The following is a 20,829-nucleotide window of genomic DNA, read 5'->3' as shown; positions in this document are numbered from 1 at the left end:
TTGAATAACCAACCTCAAGGTATCGATTATCTGAATCAAATTGCCACACCTCCGCCAGCGGAAGGTTTTGATAAAAAAACCAAAATCATCATCGCTATCTTGAGCTTTATCGGCTTGATAACCCTGATTGCGATATTTGTTTTTTCACAAGATTCCATGCCAAACGCCAACCCGTCACAAGTTGCAGCGCGCGTTAATAAGCTACTCACTATTTCCAAAAAATACAATAATAAATTCCGCTCAACCAGCTTGCAAACCACCAACAGTTCTCTGGTTGCAGTACTGACCACCGCAGACGCCTCAATGGGCGAAGCGCTTCAAGCAACCGGCATCAATTATAAGGAAAAGCAAAAGGACATCCTCGCTCTAGATCCGTCAGAAAAATTAGAGAAAAAATTGGACGAAGCTCTTCTGAACACGCAATTGGATATTACCTATGCCCACGAGATGAATGTGCAAATAACAGATACAATCAACATGATGAAAAAGGTATACAAATCTACCAAGTCAAAAAAGATGCGCGAATGGCTAGTAAAAACTGCTGACGATTTAGAGAATATCCAGAAGCAAATCAATCAAATCATTAAAGCAGATTAAGCTTCCGAGACTAATCGATAGCTCAACCTCGCCAAATCAAAGACCTCTTCGTCAGTCAATTGACCTGAACAAATAATTGTATTCCAATGCTTCTTATTCAAGTGATAACCTGGCAAAACAGTTTCGTACTTTTCTCGTAAATTCTGCGCCAACAACGGATCGCATTTTAGGCTTACTCTGAGAGGTTTTAAACCTTCCGCCACCAACGCCACCATTTTCCCTGTGCCATCATTATCTCGACCAAATTTATACACCGCAATATCCTCACCAAACGGATAATCCAGCCATACGCCCGGCAAACTTAAAATAAATTCTTCAAATTGTTTATGCGTCATACTTTCACCTTTTTCAAATAATATTCAAGTTCCATAATACTGCCGCGGATATCTTCCAGCGCTCGATGATCTTCTGGCTTGGCAAATTTCTTACCGTATTTACCCTCAAACACCACCTTCCACGCGCTCACATCCAACACTCGATAATGTAGTCTTTTTGACAACGTTGACCACCATTGGTCAATGAATCGACGATCTTGGTGAATTGAATTGCCTGCTAACAAAATCTTCGTTTCACCCGCAAAATACTCATCACAAAACGCCAACAATTCGCGTTCTATTTCCGCCAAAGGTTTTCCCGATTCATTCTGCTCCTCTAGCCCGCGTCGCGCTTCCGGATGCTCATTCCAAAAACCAGCATTTCGGTCCAACAACTTAGCCAGCTTTTCCGAATCGTGGAGCACAATTCCTTCATACGTCGCAATTTCCTTAAAATTCCAATCCGTAACAATTGCCGCTACTTCCAAAATCTCATCACGCACTGGATCTAGTCCAGTCATCTCCAAATCCACCCACAAAATCTTTTTCGGCTTAAAACTTGCTTTCATATCTTTATTATACTACTTTTTGACATCGTAGTAATCTCGAGAAACCGCTCTGGCACCTGTCTTAATAGCCTTTCAACAACGTCATCAAACTTTGCCGCACCACCAAGCTTCAGGCGATTTTCTCTTTCAGTCCGAAGGGATTCAAGCACGCCATCAGACGGGACAAAATCCGTCTCATTCACTAGATAATAATACATCTCAATAGCACTCATATCTTCACAACCATATGGTATCATTCCATAAAACTTTAGATTTTCCACATAGCGTTCGGCCAATTCGTCGCTGACTTCTAACGCCTTATCTAGCTGTAGCGCTTGCATGAAATAATCACCCCTTGGATCACCATAAATATCATCTGGCAATTGAACACTCTTGATGGTTGCATAGTCAATCCCCTGAACTTGCATATCAGACAGAAGCCTCACTGCCTTGAGGGCTAATTTATTGCCAATTCGATAGCCATAATCAATGTCGTGTTCAAAAACTGTCGGTCTAATAATATGCTCAGCAGTATCCAACACTGCTTGAGTGCTAGCCAATAGCCTCCAAGCACCGTTGTTCTTGTGTATGAGCACTTGATTGATTGTAAAATCATGCCGCCTCATAAACTCGGCAGTAGATTGTACAGACTCCGCGCCATAGCCATTCATTGCATCACGTGGCGAAAAACGCATTGAAAGATCGCTCGCTACCGCCCGAATCTCATCTGGATCATAATCGCCACCAGCAATAACTTCTTCTAAAATTACCAAATCGACATCGCGAGGAGGCGGTAACTGACGGTCGCTATGAACTAGAGACTCCAAAACCTGACGAGCCGCCCCACCCTTTACACCAATAAATGACGGTAGTTCGTCTAGATCAAAACCCAAATTAGCCCGCTCAATAGCATCGGCAGGTAATTCATATTCATATATTTCATTGCAGCGAGCTTCCGGGTTGCCAGGCTGCTCGCAATCATAATATTTCAGCTGGCAGCTAATTCCTCCAAATTCTACGCGGCGCTCGCCGCTATCAAGCACTTGCAAGGCGCAAGGTTGATGCATCTTCGCCTCTATACCACTCGGAGTCGGGCTTAATTTTTCCGTAATTAATATTATAGCATAAACAATTTAAAAAGTCAATCAAAGAAGTCCTCTCATCACGCACTGGATCTAGTCCAGTCATCTCCAGGTCGATCCATAATATTTTTTCGCCTTACTCATACTATCTATTACACACACGTTATCTGTTTATCTGACCATAAAAAGCTTCTTGCTGCTCGCTCGTTAACACATTCTGCACTTCAGCCCAAACCTTAGCCTCCGCCTCATGGACATTGTGACTATTTACCGCAGACCCGTCTAGGACCTGATGCAATTGACCCTTGGTGATAACTCGCTGATGTTGTAAATCAAACAATACTCTTACTTGTTTATTAGCCTTGTTTTTCATTGCGTCCACTATCAGCGCGATTTGCTCATCTGTTATGGCGGGGATTTTTTGCTGCCGCTCTGGACCGAGTATCAGCGAGCCGACTTTCGGCCGCGTCACACGAACCAAGTCACCATTAGGAGCAACTCTATCACCAAGGGATTCAGACACAGCGCTGCTACTCAAGGCTTGAGCAACTTGATTCTTGGTTACTGGTAAAATTGTGTTGAGTGTGTATCGACGACCATCACGCGCATCATACCACCACGGTAAAGCCAGGGCCAACTTCAACGCCTCCGAGCCCATACGTCGCACTAAGCTGTGCGAACTAATTTCATACTCAGAAATACCACGTTCGCCAGTATGAACATTCTTGTATTGATTAACCATTGTTCGTCCAATGCGCCGACTACCAGTTTTGGCATACAATAATTCCTGAAACCCGCGCACCAAAGCCACCGATATATTGTGTTTTTCCTCGCTGTTTAGTTCACCCATGTCGATATCGTTTGGATTAACCGACAGGCGCCGACATATTTTACTAAATTGATAGTGAATATTATCCGCCTTATTGGGATCAATACCATTAGTCAGGTAGACGTCATTGTCAGTACGACAGCCGTCATAAATCTCTCTGGTTTTCAAAAAAGCATCGTATTCGGCAAAAAAGTCATCTGTTGTATCGGGGCTGACAAATTCCTGGAACAATTCCTTTGGTTGATGCCAGGCGGCAAAGCCACCACCCGAGACGGAGGCTGCCATGGCCGATAATGCCAACACTTCACGTAAGCTTCCCCCATTCTTAATCATTTCTGCTAATGCCCGAGACAACTCTGGTGACAATGGCAAATTATCCATAAACTCACCAATTTTTGTGATCTGCCCCTCTCCATCAATTGCTTCCAGGGTTTCCAGCAAATCGTACGACTCTTGAATAACTTTTTTACTAGCAACAGGATGCATCAGGTATCGGTTCAGATCCTCAAAATCACCATTCAGATGGATAGCCGACAAAACGTTGCGCACAATATTCGTGTGATATATCTCCGGTGGAATATGCTGTTCACGGGACGCAATATCATAAAATCCTTTCAGCTCATCTGGCAAATAAATCTTATCGTAAGATATCGGACGGGCCAATACAAACTTAGCGCCATCAATATCACGACCGCCCCGCCCCGCCTGCTGCATCAGCTCTGCTTGAGTACACAATCGAGGCGGTAGCCCTTCTGCACCTTCTTCGCCAATCTCCTTACTCTTCGTCAGTCCATTCGATAGCACCAAATCAACCTCAGGGATAGTGATTCCAGACTGTCCAGCCGAGGTCGAAACGATGACAAACGACTCATCTTCTGCTGGTTTGGCAGTAAAAATCTCTCGGCGCGCAGCTTCTGATATGCCAGAATGTAGTTTGAAAAATCGTATTTTCCCGGATTGATGGAGAGTATGACGTTTGATTGACGCAATGGTCTCATCAATACTCCTCACGCCTTCAACAAAGATTAGTGATTTTTTCGAGTCCTTACCATATTCAAGGTAGGCCTCGGATACGGTATTCACCTTATCTTCTTCAATATCAATATCATGCGGCCGACCCTCAATGGTTACGACTGTTAGTTCTGACCCGTTAATATCTTCGTACATCGCCTGAGAAACTTCCGTGTCAGGCGTGGCACTAGAAAAAGCCATATGCCATTTGCCGGTATTCTCTATCGATTTTGCCGCCAGAGCGGTAGCAAATTCCATCTCCAAATTGGCTTCATGTATTTCATCAACCAGGATAAGCGTCTTCTCGTCCTGCCAGTCGCTAGAAAATTGTTCCAGCTTTTTCGTAAACGTTGCTGGAGTCATGAAACAGAGCCTAGTGTCCGGCGTCGCTTCAGTGGCACGTCCGTGAATCTTGCCCACCAAGTGATTAGAATATTGTTCGCCAAGCTGTTCACGCAAACTCTTCTCAACATATTCAGTAACATTATCGACGATAACCCGCCGCGGCATCAACACCACGACACGATCAAACCGCTCCAGTGCATACTGAGCGGTTTGTGTCGTTTTACCACTACCCGTCGGTCCGCACAGCCAGGATATTTTACTTTCCGATAATGTGTCTAATATCTCTGCTTTGTGCTTATATGCAGGTAGTTTTTTGTCACCAAGATCATAGTCAGCAAAAGGAGTTTCCGGTAGTTTACTGTACCGTTCCCGCAATTCTTTTAAACGCTGTCGCCTCTGTTCGGGCGGTTCACCATAACTATACGACGGTTGACTGGGTCTTTCACTATTTCGACTCAATAAATGACTACTGCTAGGTTCTTGCGATCTACGTAAATAGCCCGGCCGACGAACTCCATCTTTCACACTACTCTCTCCTTTATACTCACATTGTAGATAGGAGAAAGTAAAATAGCAAACGTAAGCGTCTTAGCTTTTTCTTGTCTAGTTTGTCTAACTTAAAAAACGAATATTTGTATAGCAAATCGCAATTTGTATTACACTGCCGCCCCCCTTTTGCATTTATGTTACTTTTCAAGCGCGCTATGATACACTGGTGTCATGACAAAACGCATCCTACTCAAATTATCAGGTGAACAACTTCAAGGCGAATTCGCCAGCGGCTTTGACCCAAAACGCGCTCGCTGGATTGCTGAACAAATTCGACCAGCGCTGGACGACGGGGCTGAAATTGTAATTATGGTTGGCGGTGGCAATTACGTTCGCGGTAATCAAATCATCGGTCACGGAATTCAACCTGTTTCCGCACATAATATTGGCATGCTTTCTACGCTAATGAATGCTATTGCACTGGCTGACGTATTAAATGACGCAGGACTGCCAACTCGCGCATTATCTACAGTTGAAGTCAATCAATTTATCGACCACTATACTTTCCGACGCGCAATTAGCCATATTAAGAAAAACCGCATCGTTATTGTGGCGTGCGGCACCGGCAGACCATTCCTGACTACTGATACCGCAGCCTTAAACTTAGCGCTAGAAATGCAGTGTGACGCCGTGGTTAAAACAACGAAAGTCGACGGAGTTTACGACAAAGATCCTATGAAATTCCCTGACGCCGTAAAAATTGATCATTTATCTTACCAAGAAGCCCTGACAAATCCTAACATTGCTGTCATGGATAAGGCGGCAATTGGACTAGCAATGGACGAGCATATTCCAGTTGTAATTTGTGATTTGCTTACAGACGGAAATATTCTCCGCGCAACCCGCGGAGAATCAGTAGGCACGCTTATTAGTTAAGGTTTTAATCCTTTTTCTTATCTAATTTATCGAGTTTCAAGAAGTGAATGATTGCATATACAACAAATGCAACGGCTATCAACGTAATTAACGAGCTAACGAATGCGCCGTATAAAAACTCACCTTTACGTCCAGCAACTTCAACTGTGAATGAAGCTGATTGCAACCCTTGCTGAGAACCAACAACCAGCTGCACTAGCGGATCAATAAATGCTGTTACCAATTTTTTCACAGTATCACCAGCTGCGGTACCGATTGCCAAACCAACCGCCATACCGACAACGCCCTGTTCGCGAATAAAATTAATAAATCCAGCCATGTGAGTGTCTTTTATCGCTGCACTTACAATTTTCTTTTCTTTGATGGTGGCAACTTTCGCCGCGGCTTTTACACTCTTAGAAACCAACTTTTTAGCCGATTTGTCGATACTAGGTTTTGCCATAATAAATTCTCCTTTTGTTATTGGATATTATATCTTATTTGGCGCCACGATTCCCAAAATAGCCAATCCGGCCTTAAGAATATCGGCGTAAATTGCCACGATTCCTACACGATGCGCCTCTTTGTCGCTACCAATAACCTGATTTTTCTCGTAATATCGATTAAATTCTTGCGCCAATTCAAACAAATACGTACAGATGTGATGAGGCTCCAGACTCTCCTTAGCACGATCAACCACGTCCACGTACTCACTCAATTTTCTGACCAGCATTTTATCTTCGTCAAACAACTCTGTCGGAAAGGCAATTTCTTTGTCGGATTTAGTTAAAATACCTCGCGCCCGAGCGTGAGCGTATTGCAAGTAACTTCCCGTATTTCCCGTCAAACTTACCGCGTCGTTAATATCAAATATGACGTCACCGCCGATCTTCACTTTCAAGAATTGATAACGAAGCGCGCCAGCAATCACGTCGTCAGTTGGCTCGCCGCCAGCATTTTCAATTGCCTTCTTAAACTCATCGAACAGCCAGCCAATTGTAACAACCTCACCCGTTCGCGAACTCATTTTCCCAGTTGTCAATTTGACCAAGCCAGTTGCGTAATTAAACAATTTTCCTTTCAAGGCTGGAATTGACAATTCACTAGCCGCAATCACGCCGCGGAAGTATGCTGCTTGCTCCTCGCCATTTACTGTAATTGACAAGTCCAAATTCGGGTAGTCCTTATACTTCAACTGGATCAATCCCATATCATGCGCCCCATAAAGACCATTGCCATGAGATCCAATAAACACGTTATCGAACGCGCCGTATTTGCTACCATTAAAAACATACGCACCGTCAGATTTGGTGAACACCTCTGGAGTTTTTTCTTTAATCAAAGATTTGCCCAATTCTTCAGTTTCGCTCTCAACGTAACGTCGCTCAATCGGCACGTTTCCAAGTCGCTCAACATTAGAATCGATTTCGTCAAAACTCCAACTTTTACAGATTTCGTAAACTTGTTTATATAGTGGATCATCCAGGACGAATGATTGCTTAGCTAGTTCATCAATCTCTGCCTTCGCCTCTGGAGATTCTTTCGCCGCACGCGCACCTTCAACGTACATGCGACTCATAAATTCATTTCGCTTATCGGCTGGGATTTCGTTCAATTTATTCATATCGCCGTCAATCTCACGCAGAATCGCCCACATACTTTTACCGACATGCGTCCCAACATCACCGTGATAACTCACTCGATGCACAATTGCGCCGTCAACCGCCAACAGATTAGCCATCGTGTCCGCCAAAATCGCATTCAAAGCGTGTCCGATATGCATAGCCTTAAATGGATTCGGGCAATTGGTTTCAATTACAACCGTCTGACCGGCGCGCTTCGTCGTTGGCTCTTTTTTCAAAGAATTTAGAACGGATTGATCACTCAGTTTTACATTGATAAAACCTGGACCAGCCACGCTTACTTCATTAAACTCTTCTTCCTTGCGCAGATTTTCAGCAATCATCTCCGCAATTTCACGCGGATTCTTCCCTAGCGGCTTAGCCAATTGCAACGCCACATTTGTAGCAAAGTCACCAAATTTCGGATCAGGACGCGTCAATTGTACCGATACATCTTGATCAAAAAGTTGCTTCACTACTTGAGAAATAATCTGTTCCATACTGTCCAGTATACAACAGAGGTGGATTATTATCTAGCTAAATCCCTACGCTGTTTCGTCAAGTTCTTCCAGTTCCAGGCTTAATTTCGTCGCCGAACTTGGGCTAGATCCTTTCACGTGTTGCAATACATATGTCAATGCCGACATATCGTCTCGACTCAATATGCCTTCGGTAAGTCTGTGAATATCTTTTTCTTCAGCCATTTTATTCCTTTTTGTTTTAATTTTTTATACAGTAAAATGATATCACATTATTTTTATTTTGTCAATAACTAAGACTTCGGTGCCGCTCGCTAGGCTTTATTTTTGTCTGATCGACGCCTATATTCTTCCGCTATAACCCTACCTATTTCGCTGTCTTTTAAGTACTCTTTGCATGACGACAATAAACGCTCGGATGCATCAGAATCCTTCATCTCTAGCGCCTTTCTATATGAATTACTAAACGCCGCAAACATACCATCCTCATCCTCCATAACTCTGATGGTAAGTTTCTTATCCTCTGACGATACGTAAACAAATATCAATTCTGCACCAGATTTTAATGCCGTATGAATCGCCGCAGATCCCATTTCACTGCGAGGCTTTGAACCTACTGAGTCATCCGCTGAATATCCAGCCAAAACCAAAGATCCACCATCCTCAACAAATTTAACCGCTTCTTCGTAATGGTCTGTTGAAAAGTGAACCGGTTTTTTACTCTTTTTATCTACCCATTCATATGGCACACCAAAAAAGTTTTTAGCGCCAAACGCAAGATATTGTATAGCCTCTAGGTTGATTCCGCCAACGCCCTTCTTAATCCAATCTCTATTAGTCGACGCTATGCCAATATTAATTTTGTTCAACAAAGACGCCAAATAACTAGCCGTAGGAACATCCTCTCCATTGAAATGTGTTGGCGCTATAACACTTCCCCTACCTTCTTCTTTGGACTTTTTGGCGGCTTCAATTAAAATATCTTCGCCAATTATTTCAACTTCCTTTTTGCCATGCATTAAGCCCATCAACAGCTTAAGTCCAGGGGAAAGTCGAACGTCTGTTTCTGGCAGTCCCAATTCTTCTCCAGCTGCCTCAAGTTTTTCTACCGCCGAATTGTTAGTTAGTCCAAAAGGTTTGCTGTGCTTTTCTCGTCTACCACGCACCCATTTCTTAAGAGAACCAAGCGCAACCGACAGAGAAAAACCCTCTCTCTGTGGCTCAGTTTCTTTTACGTCAATATCAGACTCTTCAGCGATGCCTGGATGGAAGACTTCATCGAACAATTTTTGTTCTTCTGGGGTTGGGGTAAACTTATCTATTCCTGCAGTCATTTTAACTATCTCTCCTTATTACGCAGCCAATACCGGATCATATTTATCACGCATATACCCTAATATCGCCTTCCCACCAAACGCTTCCAATATGCGACACTGCTCTTCACGAGCCGCCTTTGAGTAAGACGCTTCATGCGAAACATTGGCATAAGCTTCAACTTCATCAGGACTAGGCTTAATAATCTCACCAAATACCAGTCGCACAGTTTTTTCACCTAAATACTGTTTTAGATGTATCGCATTGTCATTAAATTGGTCTGGATTTCTCTTCTGACCCTCAACCTGCATAAGTACAGGAATTATAGTAGCACCCGTCGCCAGGCTTAGATGAGGAGCTAATTTACCCGCCTTTTCTGGCAGTTCACCGTCATTTTTTATCCCAATATTGCTCATCGGGTTATGTGCTGCAGTAATAACAGAAAGTCCACTATCTGTTATTTTTTCTTGCAGACCTAAGTAATCGTCACCATTAAACGGCAACGCGTACTTATTATCAATGGCACCTTTTTCCGCAGATGGATCTCTTCCATACGGAACCTGAAAAAAGTTATCCATCCCAACAAGTTCATATGGTATCCTCTGATGCCAAAGATCCATATTAGTGGAGGCTACTGTCATGCCTATACGTCTAAACCCAGAAACTACGCTAGCAACAGTCGAAACATCAACGTCCGTTAGGTGACTCGCAGCAAATATAACACCCTTGTTTTCCTCGGTTTTCTTAGTTGCCTTAAAAAGATTATCAGCCCCCTCAACGACAACATCCCCCACATTACCAAAAAGCAAATCAGTAACCAATTCAAGAGGAACGCGCAGTCTTCTTGGGCTCGGATCATACAGACCTTCAGATGCGCCCTTTTTAGCGTACTGTTTAATCTCTTTTATAGCCTCAGATCCTGAAAAAGTCTCAATTTTTTTCACGATGCTCTTAATTATACAACATAATTGGCTATGCTGTCAATAGTAAAACGCTGCTCGAAACTCTATTCGCAACCGTCACAAATAGTCAAACTTGCTGGGTCAACTGGTGCTGCAACAGTACCGTTCGACTTTGCTTGATCGTCAGCCGCTTCCTGCGCTGCTTTAAGAGCTGCGTCAATGGCACTCAATTTCTCTTCCAAAGTCATGTCATCAGTAATAATCTGATTTGCGTTCATTTTCATTTTCCCCTATATTTAGTAGTTACTTAACCAATTTTACGCTAGATATAGCGCTTATGCAATAAAATGCAGCCAATTGCCCGTTGTAGTTTTTTCATCAAGTTCGCCAATTGGCGCAACGTATATTTGCGGATTTTCACAGCGTGGCATAAAATCAGCCAACTTCTCTTTATAAGCTGCCATTGCCGCCTCTTTCTCAGATTCTGGAAGTTCAGTCACGTTAGTTTTTAAGAAAACTGCTCGCTTTTTATCATCCCAAACCACAAATTCCGCCTTACCGTTTCGAAACGCATTTTCTGAATGGCGCGCAGTCGGCTCTGATATCCAAATTATAGAATCACCCAATCGTGCAAAGTGCAGCGGCGTCACCAAAGGAGTTCTATCAACATTCACCGTCGCCAACGCACCAACTTCGACTGTATCTAATATTTCTTTCGCTAATTCGTTCATATCATCAACTCCCATTACTTCGTGGTATTAACTTCGTAACTAGTGTTTGTGCTTTCAAAGAAATTCACCAATTCCAGCGTATCATTGGCGGCTGCCATCCATTTGGCTGGATTTGGCACGTTATATTCAGGCTCAAAACCTAATTCCTGCAAGCGTCGGTCGGTCATATGCATAACGTATTGGTTCACATAATCAGCGTTCAATCCCAAAATTCCCTTTGGTAGCATATCTTTGTTATAAGCCTTCTCAAGCTCCACTGCCTGCAGAATCAAGCCACGGATTTCCTCGGCAAATTCCTGCGTTTGCAATTCTGGGTTCTCGTCCAAAATCGTCAAAAGCAGATTGATACCAAACGTCAAATGAAGATTTTCATCGCGAGTAATCCAGTCTAGTAGTGAGCCAACATTGCGCAACAAATTACGCTGACGGAAACTCATGCCAACCATAAAGCCTGAATAGAACCAAATTCCCTCCAGCACAATGTTATACGCTACCAAAGACCTAACAAAATCTTTCTTGCCTTCCAGCGAATAAATATCCAAATTCGGATCAAGCATCACGTCCAAATGTTTATTCTGGAAGTCAGCCTTATCCGCCAATGATTTTTTACCAAATCCCGCAGCATAAATTTCCTCGCGATCAAATGGAAATGTCTCAATAATGTATTCAAACGTCATGAAGTGGTTGGCTTCTTCCCACATCTGTTTTGACAAATATAGTTGAGCTTCCGCCGCGTTCACATATGGATAAATGCCAAACGCCAATGATTTATTGATCAATAACTCGTTTGGATTCAAATAGCTAATAACTGTTTTCAATGCGTGTTTTTCGTCGTCTGACAATTTTTCAAAATCCGCCAAATCCTGAACTAATTGGACTTCGTTTGGAAACCACGTGTTAGCCACTGCTTGATTATAAAGATCATACGCCCAAGGGTAACGAATTGGGTGAAGTGATAATCCATCGCGTAATCCTGAACCTAAAATTCCCATCTTAATTTCCTCCTTATTTATTAATTTTCGCAAATCCAAATCCGCGCACTTTACTATTTGTACGGACTTTTTGTTCTGCAATTTTATCAACTGAAACTGTTGTCTGCTCCGACTGATGACGCGGCTTAACATGCAGATAATATGTCGTCTTCAAGCCACGCTTCCACGCTTCCGAATAAATCTTCACATATTCATCAATATCTCGCGTCTCCAGATACATATTTCGAGAAATCGCTTGATCGACCCACTTCTGAGCCCTAGCCGCCACCTCAATAAATGCGTACGGACTAAGCTGGAAACTTGTTTTATAAACATCCTTGATATTCTGAGGAATGCCATCAATATCTTGAATATCGCCTTGAGCCGCAAAAATCTCATCCTTCAAATTGTCCCACAAACCAAGCTTCTTCAAGTCGCGAACTAAATTATGGTTCACTTCCAAAAACTTACCGTTCAAAGTCGAGCGACTGAAAATCTGCGCAAATTGCGGATCAATTCCAGGAGTCGTTCCCGCCACGTGACCAATGTTAGCCGTCGGCGCAATTGCCATAAGAGTCGCATTTCGCATTCCCTTCTTCACTTTCTTTCGCAAACCATCCCAGTCTAGTCGCGCCTTTTGGTCTATTTTCACCTTCACGCCGCGATCTTTTGATAGCTTATCAATCGTATCAATTGGAAGAATTCCCTTACTCCAACCGCTGCCTGCGAATGTTGGATAGCTGCCCAATTCCTTCGCCAGGTCAGCCGATTGATCAATGGCGTGATAACTAATAAACTCTGTCAATTGATCAATCAAATCGTACGCTTCTTTCGATTCGTAGCAATAACCCAATTTTTCCAACACGTCAGAAAGACCCATAATCCCGAGGCCAATTGCTCGAGTTTGCTGATTCGAATACATCGCTTCTGGAATTGGAGTTTGAGTGATGTCGCACAAATTGTCCAATTGTCGCACTGCCGCACGAGCCGCTTCTTTCAATCTATCCCAGTCCCAAGTTTTATCCTCACTAAGAAATGCCGACAAATTAATGCTCACCAAGTTACACGTTGCAATATTATTTTTATCCTGCGGTAATGTAATTTCCGTACACAAGTTACTGAGGTGAATTGTACCCGTATTGTTATTTAACGCACGCACGTTAATCGTATCTTTCCAAGTTAGCCACGGATGAGAAGTTGCTTGTAGGCTAGTCAAAATGCGCTTAAATTGCTGACGAGCTGGAACTTTATCAAATGTTCGCAACTTCCCAGCTTCCGCCATCTTGATATATTCTTTATATCGCGCCGAAAATTCTTCGCCGTATAGTTCTGTCAAATCTGGAGTTTCTGCTGGATCAAACAAATACCAATCTTGATCTTTTTCTACTCGCTTCATAAATTCGTCAGAGATAAATACCGCAGTATTCGCAAATCTGGTTCTTAGATATGGGTCACCAGAGTTTTGGCGAAGGTCAACAAATTGATCAAAATTAAGGTGCCAGTTTTCCATGTAAATTGCAGCTGCACCAGCCTTTTTACCCTTACGAGAAACCGCAAAAAGCGCCGTATCAATCATCTTCATAAATGGAATTGGGCCAGTCGATTCAGTGTTGGTGGTTTTAACTGGACTGCCCGCTGCACGTAGCTTTGTAAAACCAATGCCAATTCCGCCCGTACCTTTAGCAATCCACATTGTGTCGCGAACAGCCTTAGCAATTGACTCCATGTCATCATCGACATTAAGCAAGAAACAGTTACTGAGTTGCGGGAACGAGCCGCCAGCATTAACTCGCGTTGATCCACCCGGAACGTACTCCAAATTGCTCATGTGATTATAAAACTCAATCGCTGCAGTCGTTGGGTCAGATTCGTTATAACTAAGCCCCATAGCAATTCGCATGTGCGTAAACTGAGGTGTTTCAATTGGCGAGCCGTTTTGCTTGCGAAGAGCGTAGCGATTTTTATTGGTCACCACACCCAAATATTTACTCAAATCATCACGTGCTGGATCAAGTTCTGCCGCCAGCTTTTTCAGATCAAATCGACCGTCAGTCATGCGCTTATCCAACAGCCCTTCTTTCACCGCCGCCTTAACGAACTTCGGAAATTCGCGCGCATGAAGCTTTTTCAATTCTTCCGCCGTCTCATAATCGCCCAAAATCTGCTTATAGACAGTTTTCAGTAGCAATCGTGCCGCGATTTTATCATAGTCTGGGTCGTCCTTAACGTTTTGCAAAACTGTTTGAATGACAGCCTCGTCCAATTGCTCGGTTGTAATTCCATCAAATAATGTCAATTGTAATTCAGTCGCCACCTGAACAACCTTAGAAATTTGGTCCGGCAAACCTTCACACGCTTTTAAAATAGCCGTATTAATTTTATTAGCATCAAACGGTTCTTTTGTTCCGTCGCGTTTGACTACGTTAATTTCTTTCACATACCCTCCTTAATTTTCCCCTCTTAAAAACAAACCACCAACACCTCATCTGGTGGCCTGTCTTCGTAGCTTGTGTTTTTTGTTTATTTATGGGCTCGCTATATATATAGCGTACAATAATAACTATAGCCGCTATATCTAGTGTTTTGCAAGCTATTTAGTAAAAATTACAACCTATTTATTTCACGACCAGATGAGCCGCCCCTGTCTACGATTTTTTAACAAAACAATCTATAAAACTACCGAAATAAAATAGCCTATTTTAGATCTAGCGTTATTCTAGTTTTAGAATATAATAATAAGTAGAATAAAGCGAGGTAAAATGGATTATATTTCGGCAAAAGAAACGGCTGTAAAATGGGCTATTTCTCAAAGGAGAGTAGCTGCTCTATGTTCTGAAGGACGAGTTATTGGTGCTGTATTCGCCGGGAATACATGGATAATTCCACATAATGCCATTAAGCCACTAGACGCTCGGACAAAAGAAGCGTCATTAACCAGCACCAGAGCAAAACCTTTCTTAAAATGGGCTGGAGGTAAAGGACAATTACTCAAGGAGATCGAACAATATTACCCATTCTCCAAAGACACTACTATTACAAAATACGCAGAACCGTTTGTTGGTGGTGGCGCGGTTCTTTTTGATATTTTGAATAAGTTCAAACTTCAGGAAGTCTATATTAGCGACATCAACGCCGAACTAATAAACACATATACTGTCATCCGTGACGACATTGACGCACTATTAGGAGTCTTAAGACACTTTGAGAATAATTATTTAGCATTAGACAACGATGATCGCAAAGAAGTCTATCTAGCCAAGCGCGCACGTTTTAACGAACTTAAGTCCAAAAAAGAAAACAGAATTGAGCTAGCTGCCTTAATGATATTCCTTAATAAAACCTGCTTTAACGGCTTATATCGTGTAAATCGTAAGGGTGAGTATAACGTACCGATGGGTGCGTACAAAAAACCGATTATTTGCAACGAGCATAATTTAAAGATAGTATCCAAAAAACTACAAAACGTAAATATAGTATGCGGTGATTACAAGAAATCCGGCGACTTCATAGATAACAAAACGTTTGTCTATTTCGATCCGCCATATCGTCCACTAACTCCGACCGCAAGCTTCACTTCCTACACAGAAGGTATGTTTGACGATAAAAACCAATTAGAACTTGCGAAATTCATTCAAGAACTAGACAAAAAAGGCGCCAAGATAGTCGCAAGTAATTCCGATCCGAAGAACACTAACAAAGATGACAACTTCTTCGATAAAGCTTACGCAAAACAGAATATAAGACGCGTATCCGCAACGCGTATGATAAATCGAAATAGCGACAAACGCGGAAAAATTAACGAATTATTAATATCAAACTTTTAAAGAGAGGAACAAAATGAAAAGGAATTTTAATGAATGGCTAGGGGGATTTCGAGAAAGCATTGCCGACTATGGCTACTATATCGACTTTCCAAAGATTTATAAAAACGTAGATGCTATCAAGATAGAACTAAATATCTTGAACACGCTTGTCGGCTCACAGAATATAGAGCAAGAGTTCGACAATCTTATCGCGAAATATCCAGAAACATTAAAATGTATTCCTATCTTGCTAGCGATTCGTTCTAACGAGATTTATGCTATAGATGAAGACGGTGAATATAACTATAACTTCAGTAAAATGAATTATTCCGCCGAACAATATAAAATCTTTATGCGAAAGACTGGTCTATTCGACCTTATCACGAATCATATTATCAACAACTTAGTAGATTATGCTACTGGTATAGAAACCGGACTAGATTCCAACGGTCGCAAGAACCGCGGCGGTCATTTAATGGAAAATCTCGTAGAAGGATTTATCCAGAAAGCTGGCTACGTCAAAGACAAAGACTATTTCAAGGAAATGAACCTTAGTAAAATTGAGAATAAGTGGCGCATTGATCTTTCTGCCATTTCCAACCAAGGCAGTACCGAAAAACGTTTTGATTTTGTAATTAAAACCAATAATAGCATCTATGGAATCGAGACTAATTTTTATGGTAGTCGTGGCTCCAAGCTTAACGAGACGGCTCGTAGCTATAAAACGCTTGCACTTGAAGCTAAGATGATAGATGGCTTTAAATTCGTATGGTTTACCGATGGGAAAGGCTGGAATAGTGCCAGAAACAACCTAAAAGAAACATTTGATATATTGGATGACATTTATAATATCAACGACCTTGAAAGCGGTGTGATAGAGAGATTTTAGTTTATATGTCCGACAAAAAGAAAGAGATAAAAAAATGGGAGCCAGACGATTTTGAGCTAGAAATGACCAGCGTCTGGAGTTTTCCTAATCGCGGTAACTGGGCTACCCACGATGCAAAATGGAGAGGAAATTGGTCACCGTACGTTCCAAGAAATATTCTGCTTCGCTATTCAAAAGAGGATGACTGGGTATTAGACCAATTCGCCGGTGGCGGCACCACATTAGTGGAGGCAAAATTATTAAACCGTAACATTATTGGAATGGACGTTAATCCAGTCGCACTTCAAAGATGTCGTGAAAAAGTTAAATTCAAACATGAGGGCGCAGACGGCATAGTTAAGGTGTTGAAATGTGATGCACGAAACTTAAAACCACTTCCTGACGAAAGCATCGACCTAATATGCACACATCCGCCATATGCAAATATCATCCACTACAGCAAAGACCAAGATATTCCACAAGATTTGTCAAACTTTAAAGTTAATGAATTTCTAGAACAAATGAAAAGTGTAGCATCAGAAAGCTACCGTGTATTAAAGTTTGGTAAATTCTGTGCAATTCTAATGGGCGACACGCGCCAAAAAGGTCACGTAATTCCGCTAAGTTTTAAAACAATGCGAGTATTCGAAGAAGCCGGCTTTACACTAAAAGAAATCGTCATGAAAGAACAACACAACTGCCGAGCAACCGGTTACTGGAAAACGAATAGCATAAAATATAATTTTCTTCTGTTGGCGCACGAATATTTATTTGTTTTTGAAAAGGCAAACTATGGCGGTCGATAAAAGAAAGCTTATTTTAAATGACTACTACCAAAGTAATTGCCTAGTGGAAAGAGCAGAAATTTTTGAAAATCTGTATCTAGGCAATAGTGGTTTTAATATAGAGCCATATCAACCAAGCTCTACAATAATCGAAATATACGAAGACACACCGAATGATTGCAAAGTAATTTTTGCGTGTATTCACGATCGACTAAACAAACTACTCGATTTTATGCATGAAAAAGTACGCAAAAATCGTCATTTCAATGCCGCACAAAGTCGGGAATTATCTTTGCTTATTAAAAGTGTTTTTTCCTTGGAAAAGAATCTGGATGAAGTGGGCGTAGGCGTAGAAATAAGAAAAGATTATGCAAACTGGATGTCTCGATGTCTTGAATTTCTACGGGATAGCGGTGGTAGCTATATTCCAGAAGAGCTTGAACTACCGGAAATAGAAAAATATGAGCCAGTTCTCTTGATAAAAGATGTAGTTACGGAAAAACGACTCAAAAATACGGAAGTAACCTTTTCAAGTCAATATCAGAAGGACCAATCGGAACTAATGCTAGCTATGATAAAAACAGATGCAGTAAAAGCCATCGGAATGGCAAAAGAATATATTGAGACCTGTCTTCAGGGTATACTAGACAGCAAGATAGAAGAGGATGTTAACAAATTATCAATAATACAATTGATGTCAAAAGCTAGAGACTACTTCAAATTAAATAGGTCAGAGTTAAAAGAAATTAGAGCTATTATCAGCGGTCTATCTCAAATCGTGAACGGAATCGCGGAACTACGAAATAATAAAGGCAGTGGACATTCCCATACTAGCAAAATACCAAAACCGACAGCTATCGAAGCAAGGCTGGCGGTAGATGCCGCAATAACTATAGTCAACTTTTATTCGGAATTATCCCTGAAACAATAGTAATCCAAGTCCTTGCCAATATAATCTAACGAACAGACTAAATTTATCTCAGAGTCAATTAAGGTTAGACTTTGTAAGGTTTTTAATACCATTCTCGACTAGTGTAATTCCAAAAACACACTTGGCGGAAGGAGAGGGATTCGAACCCTCGAACAGATTGCTCCGTTACACGCGTTCCAGGCGTGCCAGTTCAACCACTCCTGCACCCTTCCTTGTTGATAATTATACCACAACTTTATTGCCCCTTATGGTTGCACTTACTGACGTTCATTCTCTATAATAAGTCAAAGATGAAAGAAACTATTCCACCACGCATTAGGCTTGTTAATGTCACCAAAAAATTTGGCTTTGGTGATGCTGAGATTCGCGCCTTAGATAATGTCGATTTAACCGTTAAAAAGGGCGAGTTTATTGCTATTATGGGACCAAGCGGTTGCGGAAAAACTACTTTATTAAACACCCTTGGACTATTAGACCAGCCATCAGAGGGCGAATATTATCTGGACGATGTCGCTGTTGACAATCTGAGCTCACGACGACGCGCCAAAATTCGCTCCAAACACATCGGCTTCGTTTTCCAGAATTTCAATCTTATTCCTCGTCTGACTGTAATTGAAAACGTGGCGCTGCCGCTAACGTATAAAGGACTCGGGAAAGTCAAACGACTCCAGGAAGCTAGCCGCATTCTGAAAACTTTTCATCTGGGACAACGTGAATATTACATGCCACATCAATTATCTGGCGGTCAGGTTCAGCGCGTAGCAATTGCCAGAGCGTTGGTTAATAGTCCGTCAATTATCTTAGCCGACGAACCAACAGGAAATTTGGATAGCAAATCGAGTCATCTCATTATGGAAGAGTTGTCCGACTTACACCGTCGCGGCAATACTATAATTATGGTTACTCACAACCCAGAATTGACTCATTATGCCAGTCGCGTTATCACCATGCTGGACGGAAAAATCGACACTGACGAGCATAAGGAAAAGCGCAAGTTCACTAAGAAGTTAATTGTAGACGATGAAAAAGAAGAAAAACCTAAGAAGCAAAAATCTTCAAAGAAATCGAGGGCGAAAAAATCGTGAAAATATTAGTAAAAAATCATTTTGAGAACGCTACTCAGGCGCTACGAGCTAATCGTGGACGAACATTTTTGACAATTGTAGGCGTAGCTATTGGAATCGCCAGCATCACCATGGTTCTATCTCTAACTGGCGGATTTAATCACCTATTCGGCGACAATTCCAACCAATCATCCGCTCCTGTCGCCATTGTTAAGTCTGGCAATCAAAAAGCCGTCCCGAATCTGCTGACCGAATCCGACAACACAACGACGGTCAACACATTGACTGAAACGGACGCCAGAGATATAGGGAAAATTGCCAATACGAAAGCCGCGCCAATTGCTTTCCTACACGCCGAGCTGCGCGCCCGCGAAGGTAAAGTCGATATCCAAAACGCTGCATTAATCGGCAGTACGGAATCGCTAAAAGACGTCGCCAATTTGCAAATTGCTACTGGGCAATTTATTAACGACATCGGCGGAGTTGTCGTCGGTCAGCAATTGTCGGTCGATTTGTTCGGCACCGAAAGGTCCATCGGAAACGTTATTTACATCCGAAATCAACCATTGACTGTTGTTGGCGTGTTGAAGAATATTGAAAATCCAGCCAGTTATTTGGACGTGAATTTTAATAACGCCGCCATTATTCCATTGTCTGTGATTAAAAAATTCACCCAAGGCACGCCGCAGATTCAGCAAATCATCGTGACTACCAAAGACCAGAAAAACCTCAAATCAGTCATAAAATCGGCTGACGATATTTTGAAGAAGAATCATGATAGCGATAAGAATTATCGAATCGTTTCTGGCGAAGAGATAAACGAAAAGAAGTCTAATGTCGCGAAATTCCTCTCGATAATCTTAACTGTCATCGGCATTATTTCTCTGTTAATTGGTGGAATAGGCGTTATGAACGTGATGCTTGTCAATGTCGCCGAGCGCCAGCGTGAAGTCGGCGTCAGACGAGCCGTCGGCGCCACGGGCTGGGACATCATCAATCAGTTCTTAATCGAGGCAGCGATCATCGGATTCCTCGGCGGAATATTGGGCTACGGGTTAGGCTTGGCGGGAGCTTATATTGCCAGCTTATATTTACCGCTCACACCTTATATTTATTGGCAGACAGCCGTCTTATCAATTGGACTATCAATAATCATCGGCGTAATTTCTGGCGTATATCCAGCAGCCCGCGCCACTAGACGTGACCCTATCGAATCTCTACGATATTAA

General features: G+C 42.1%; 21 protein-coding genes and 1 tRNA gene. 8 read left to right on the top strand and 14 right to left on the bottom strand.

The features are described 5' to 3' along the window. Complete coding sequence (locus LRM44_RS00950; protein WP_243804190.1) at window positions 1-597, top strand: hypothetical protein; 597 nt, start codon at window positions 1-3, stop codon at window positions 595-597. On the opposite strand, the gene LRM44_RS00945 is transcribed toward LRM44_RS00950, so the two are convergent. The 4 genes from LRM44_RS00945 to LRM44_RS00930 all read right to left on the bottom strand — a co-directional run bounded on the left by LRM44_RS00945 (window position 594) and on the right by LRM44_RS00930 (window position 5,251). Further along, a complete protein-coding gene (locus LRM44_RS00945; protein WP_243804188.1) occupies window positions 594-932 on the bottom strand; it encodes an MmcQ/YjbR family DNA-binding protein in 339 nt (112 codons plus the stop codon). The two genes, LRM44_RS00950 and LRM44_RS00945, sit on opposite strands and share 4 nt — an antisense overlap. Further along, entirely contained in the window at window positions 929-1,480 is a 552-nt protein-coding gene (orn, locus tag LRM44_RS00940; RefSeq protein WP_243804186.1) for an oligoribonuclease, read from the bottom strand. The genes LRM44_RS00945 and orn overlap by 4 nt, the downstream gene beginning before the upstream one ends. Beyond that, complete coding sequence (locus LRM44_RS00935) at window positions 1,477-2,526, bottom strand: hypothetical protein (RefSeq protein WP_243804184.1); 1,050 nt, start codon at window positions 2,524-2,526, stop codon at window positions 1,477-1,479. The genes orn and LRM44_RS00935 overlap by 4 nt, the downstream gene beginning before the upstream one ends. A 178-nt stretch (window positions 2,527-2,704) precedes the next feature. Beyond that, on the bottom strand, window positions 2,705-5,251 hold the full coding sequence (locus tag LRM44_RS00930; protein ID WP_243804182.1) for a helicase-related protein: 2,547 nt from the start codon (window positions 5,249-5,251) through the stop codon (window positions 2,705-2,707). 195 nt (window positions 5,252-5,446) lie between these two features. Between LRM44_RS00930 and pyrH the strand changes: the two genes are divergently transcribed. Then, the gene (gene pyrH, locus LRM44_RS00925; protein WP_129634563.1) at window positions 5,447-6,151 is read left to right on the top strand and encodes a UMP kinase; all 705 of its coding nucleotides are present in this window, start codon (window positions 5,447-5,449) and stop codon (window positions 6,149-6,151) included. Window positions 6,152-6,155: 4 nt separating this feature from the next. On the opposite strand, the gene LRM44_RS00920 is transcribed toward pyrH, so the two are convergent. The 9 genes from LRM44_RS00920 to LRM44_RS00880 all read right to left on the bottom strand — a co-directional run bounded on the left by LRM44_RS00920 (window position 6,156) and on the right by LRM44_RS00880 (window position 14,586). Continuing rightward, window positions 6,156-6,593 (bottom strand): MscL family protein, encoded by a 438-nt coding sequence (locus LRM44_RS00920; RefSeq protein ID WP_243804181.1) that lies wholly within the window; start codon window positions 6,591-6,593, stop codon window positions 6,156-6,158. Window positions 6,594-6,620: 27 nt separating this feature from the next. Beyond that, window positions 6,621-8,252 carry an arginine--tRNA ligase gene (argS, locus tag LRM44_RS00915; RefSeq protein WP_243804179.1) on the bottom strand — a complete coding sequence of 544 codons (1,632 nt, stop codon included), beginning with the start codon at window positions 8,250-8,252 and terminating at the stop codon, window positions 6,621-6,623. Window positions 8,253-8,297: 45 nt separating this feature from the next. Further along, window positions 8,298-8,456 (bottom strand): hypothetical protein, encoded by a 159-nt coding sequence (locus LRM44_RS00910; protein ID WP_243804177.1) that lies wholly within the window; start codon window positions 8,454-8,456, stop codon window positions 8,298-8,300. Window positions 8,457-8,545: 89 nt separating this feature from the next. Continuing rightward, window positions 8,546-9,565 (bottom strand): hypothetical protein, encoded by a 1,020-nt coding sequence (locus tag LRM44_RS00905; RefSeq protein ID WP_243804175.1) that lies wholly within the window; start codon window positions 9,563-9,565, stop codon window positions 8,546-8,548. Window positions 9,566-9,583: 18 nt separating this feature from the next. Continuing rightward, window positions 9,584-10,489, bottom strand: a complete 906-nt coding sequence (locus LRM44_RS00900; protein WP_243804173.1) for a hypothetical protein — start codon at window positions 10,487-10,489, stop codon at window positions 9,584-9,586. A 62-nt stretch (window positions 10,490-10,551) separates the two neighbouring features. Further along, complete coding sequence (locus LRM44_RS00895; protein WP_129634555.1) at window positions 10,552-10,731, bottom strand: hypothetical protein; 180 nt, start codon at window positions 10,729-10,731, stop codon at window positions 10,552-10,554. A gap of 51 nt (window positions 10,732-10,782) precedes the next feature. Next, entirely contained in the window at window positions 10,783-11,178 is a 396-nt protein-coding gene (locus LRM44_RS00890) for a pyridoxamine 5'-phosphate oxidase family protein (RefSeq protein ID WP_243804171.1), read from the bottom strand. Window positions 11,179-11,192: 14 nt separating this feature from the next. Then, window positions 11,193-12,170 (bottom strand): ribonucleotide-diphosphate reductase subunit beta, encoded by a 978-nt coding sequence (locus LRM44_RS00885; RefSeq protein ID WP_039327939.1) that lies wholly within the window; start codon window positions 12,168-12,170, stop codon window positions 11,193-11,195. A gap of 13 nt (window positions 12,171-12,183) precedes the next feature. Further along, window positions 12,184-14,586, bottom strand: coding sequence for a ribonucleoside-diphosphate reductase subunit alpha (locus LRM44_RS00880; protein ID WP_243804169.1), 2,403 nt, complete (start codon window positions 14,584-14,586; stop codon window positions 12,184-12,186). 322 nt (window positions 14,587-14,908) lie between these two features. Between LRM44_RS00880 and LRM44_RS00875 the strand changes: the two genes are divergently transcribed. The 4 genes from LRM44_RS00875 to LRM44_RS00860 are packed head-to-tail and all read left to right on the top strand — an operon-like array spanning window position 14,909 to window position 18,536. Next, window positions 14,909-15,973 carry a DNA adenine methylase gene (locus tag LRM44_RS00875; protein WP_243804167.1) on the top strand — a complete coding sequence of 355 codons (1,065 nt, stop codon included), beginning with the start codon at window positions 14,909-14,911 and terminating at the stop codon, window positions 15,971-15,973. Window positions 15,974-15,986: 13 nt separating this feature from the next. Further along, complete coding sequence (locus LRM44_RS00870; RefSeq protein WP_243804165.1) at window positions 15,987-16,841, top strand: type II restriction endonuclease; 855 nt, start codon at window positions 15,987-15,989, stop codon at window positions 16,839-16,841. A gap of 5 nt (window positions 16,842-16,846) precedes the next feature. Beyond that, window positions 16,847-17,626, top strand: coding sequence for a TRM11 family SAM-dependent methyltransferase (locus LRM44_RS00865; protein WP_243804163.1), 780 nt, complete (start codon window positions 16,847-16,849; stop codon window positions 17,624-17,626). Then, window positions 17,613-18,536, top strand: a complete 924-nt coding sequence (locus LRM44_RS00860) for an abortive infection family protein (RefSeq protein ID WP_243804162.1) — start codon at window positions 17,613-17,615, stop codon at window positions 18,534-18,536. The genes LRM44_RS00865 and LRM44_RS00860 overlap by 14 nt, the downstream gene beginning before the upstream one ends. Window positions 18,537-18,658: 122 nt before the next feature. Here the strand turns inward: LRM44_RS00860 and LRM44_RS00855 are convergent. Next, window positions 18,659-18,748, bottom strand: a tRNA-Ser gene (locus tag LRM44_RS00855). Between the two features lie 78 nt (window positions 18,749-18,826). Here LRM44_RS00855 and LRM44_RS00850 point away from each other — a divergent pair. Then, a complete protein-coding gene (locus LRM44_RS00850) occupies window positions 18,827-19,621 on the top strand; it encodes an ABC transporter ATP-binding protein (protein WP_129634543.1) in 795 nt (264 codons plus the stop codon). Then, on the top strand, window positions 19,618-20,829 hold the full coding sequence (locus tag LRM44_RS00845) for an ABC transporter permease (protein WP_243804160.1): 1,212 nt from the start codon (window positions 19,618-19,620) through the stop codon (window positions 20,827-20,829). The genes LRM44_RS00850 and LRM44_RS00845 overlap by 4 nt, the downstream gene beginning before the upstream one ends.

It is taken from the genome of Candidatus Nanosynbacter sp. HMT-352, from assembly GCF_022819385.1.
Lineage (GTDB): Bacteria > Patescibacteriota > Saccharimonadia > Saccharimonadales > Saccharimonadaceae > Nanosynbacter.
The sequence above is the reverse complement of the archived record's forward strand: the minus strand, read 5'-3'. Positions and strand labels throughout refer to the sequence as shown.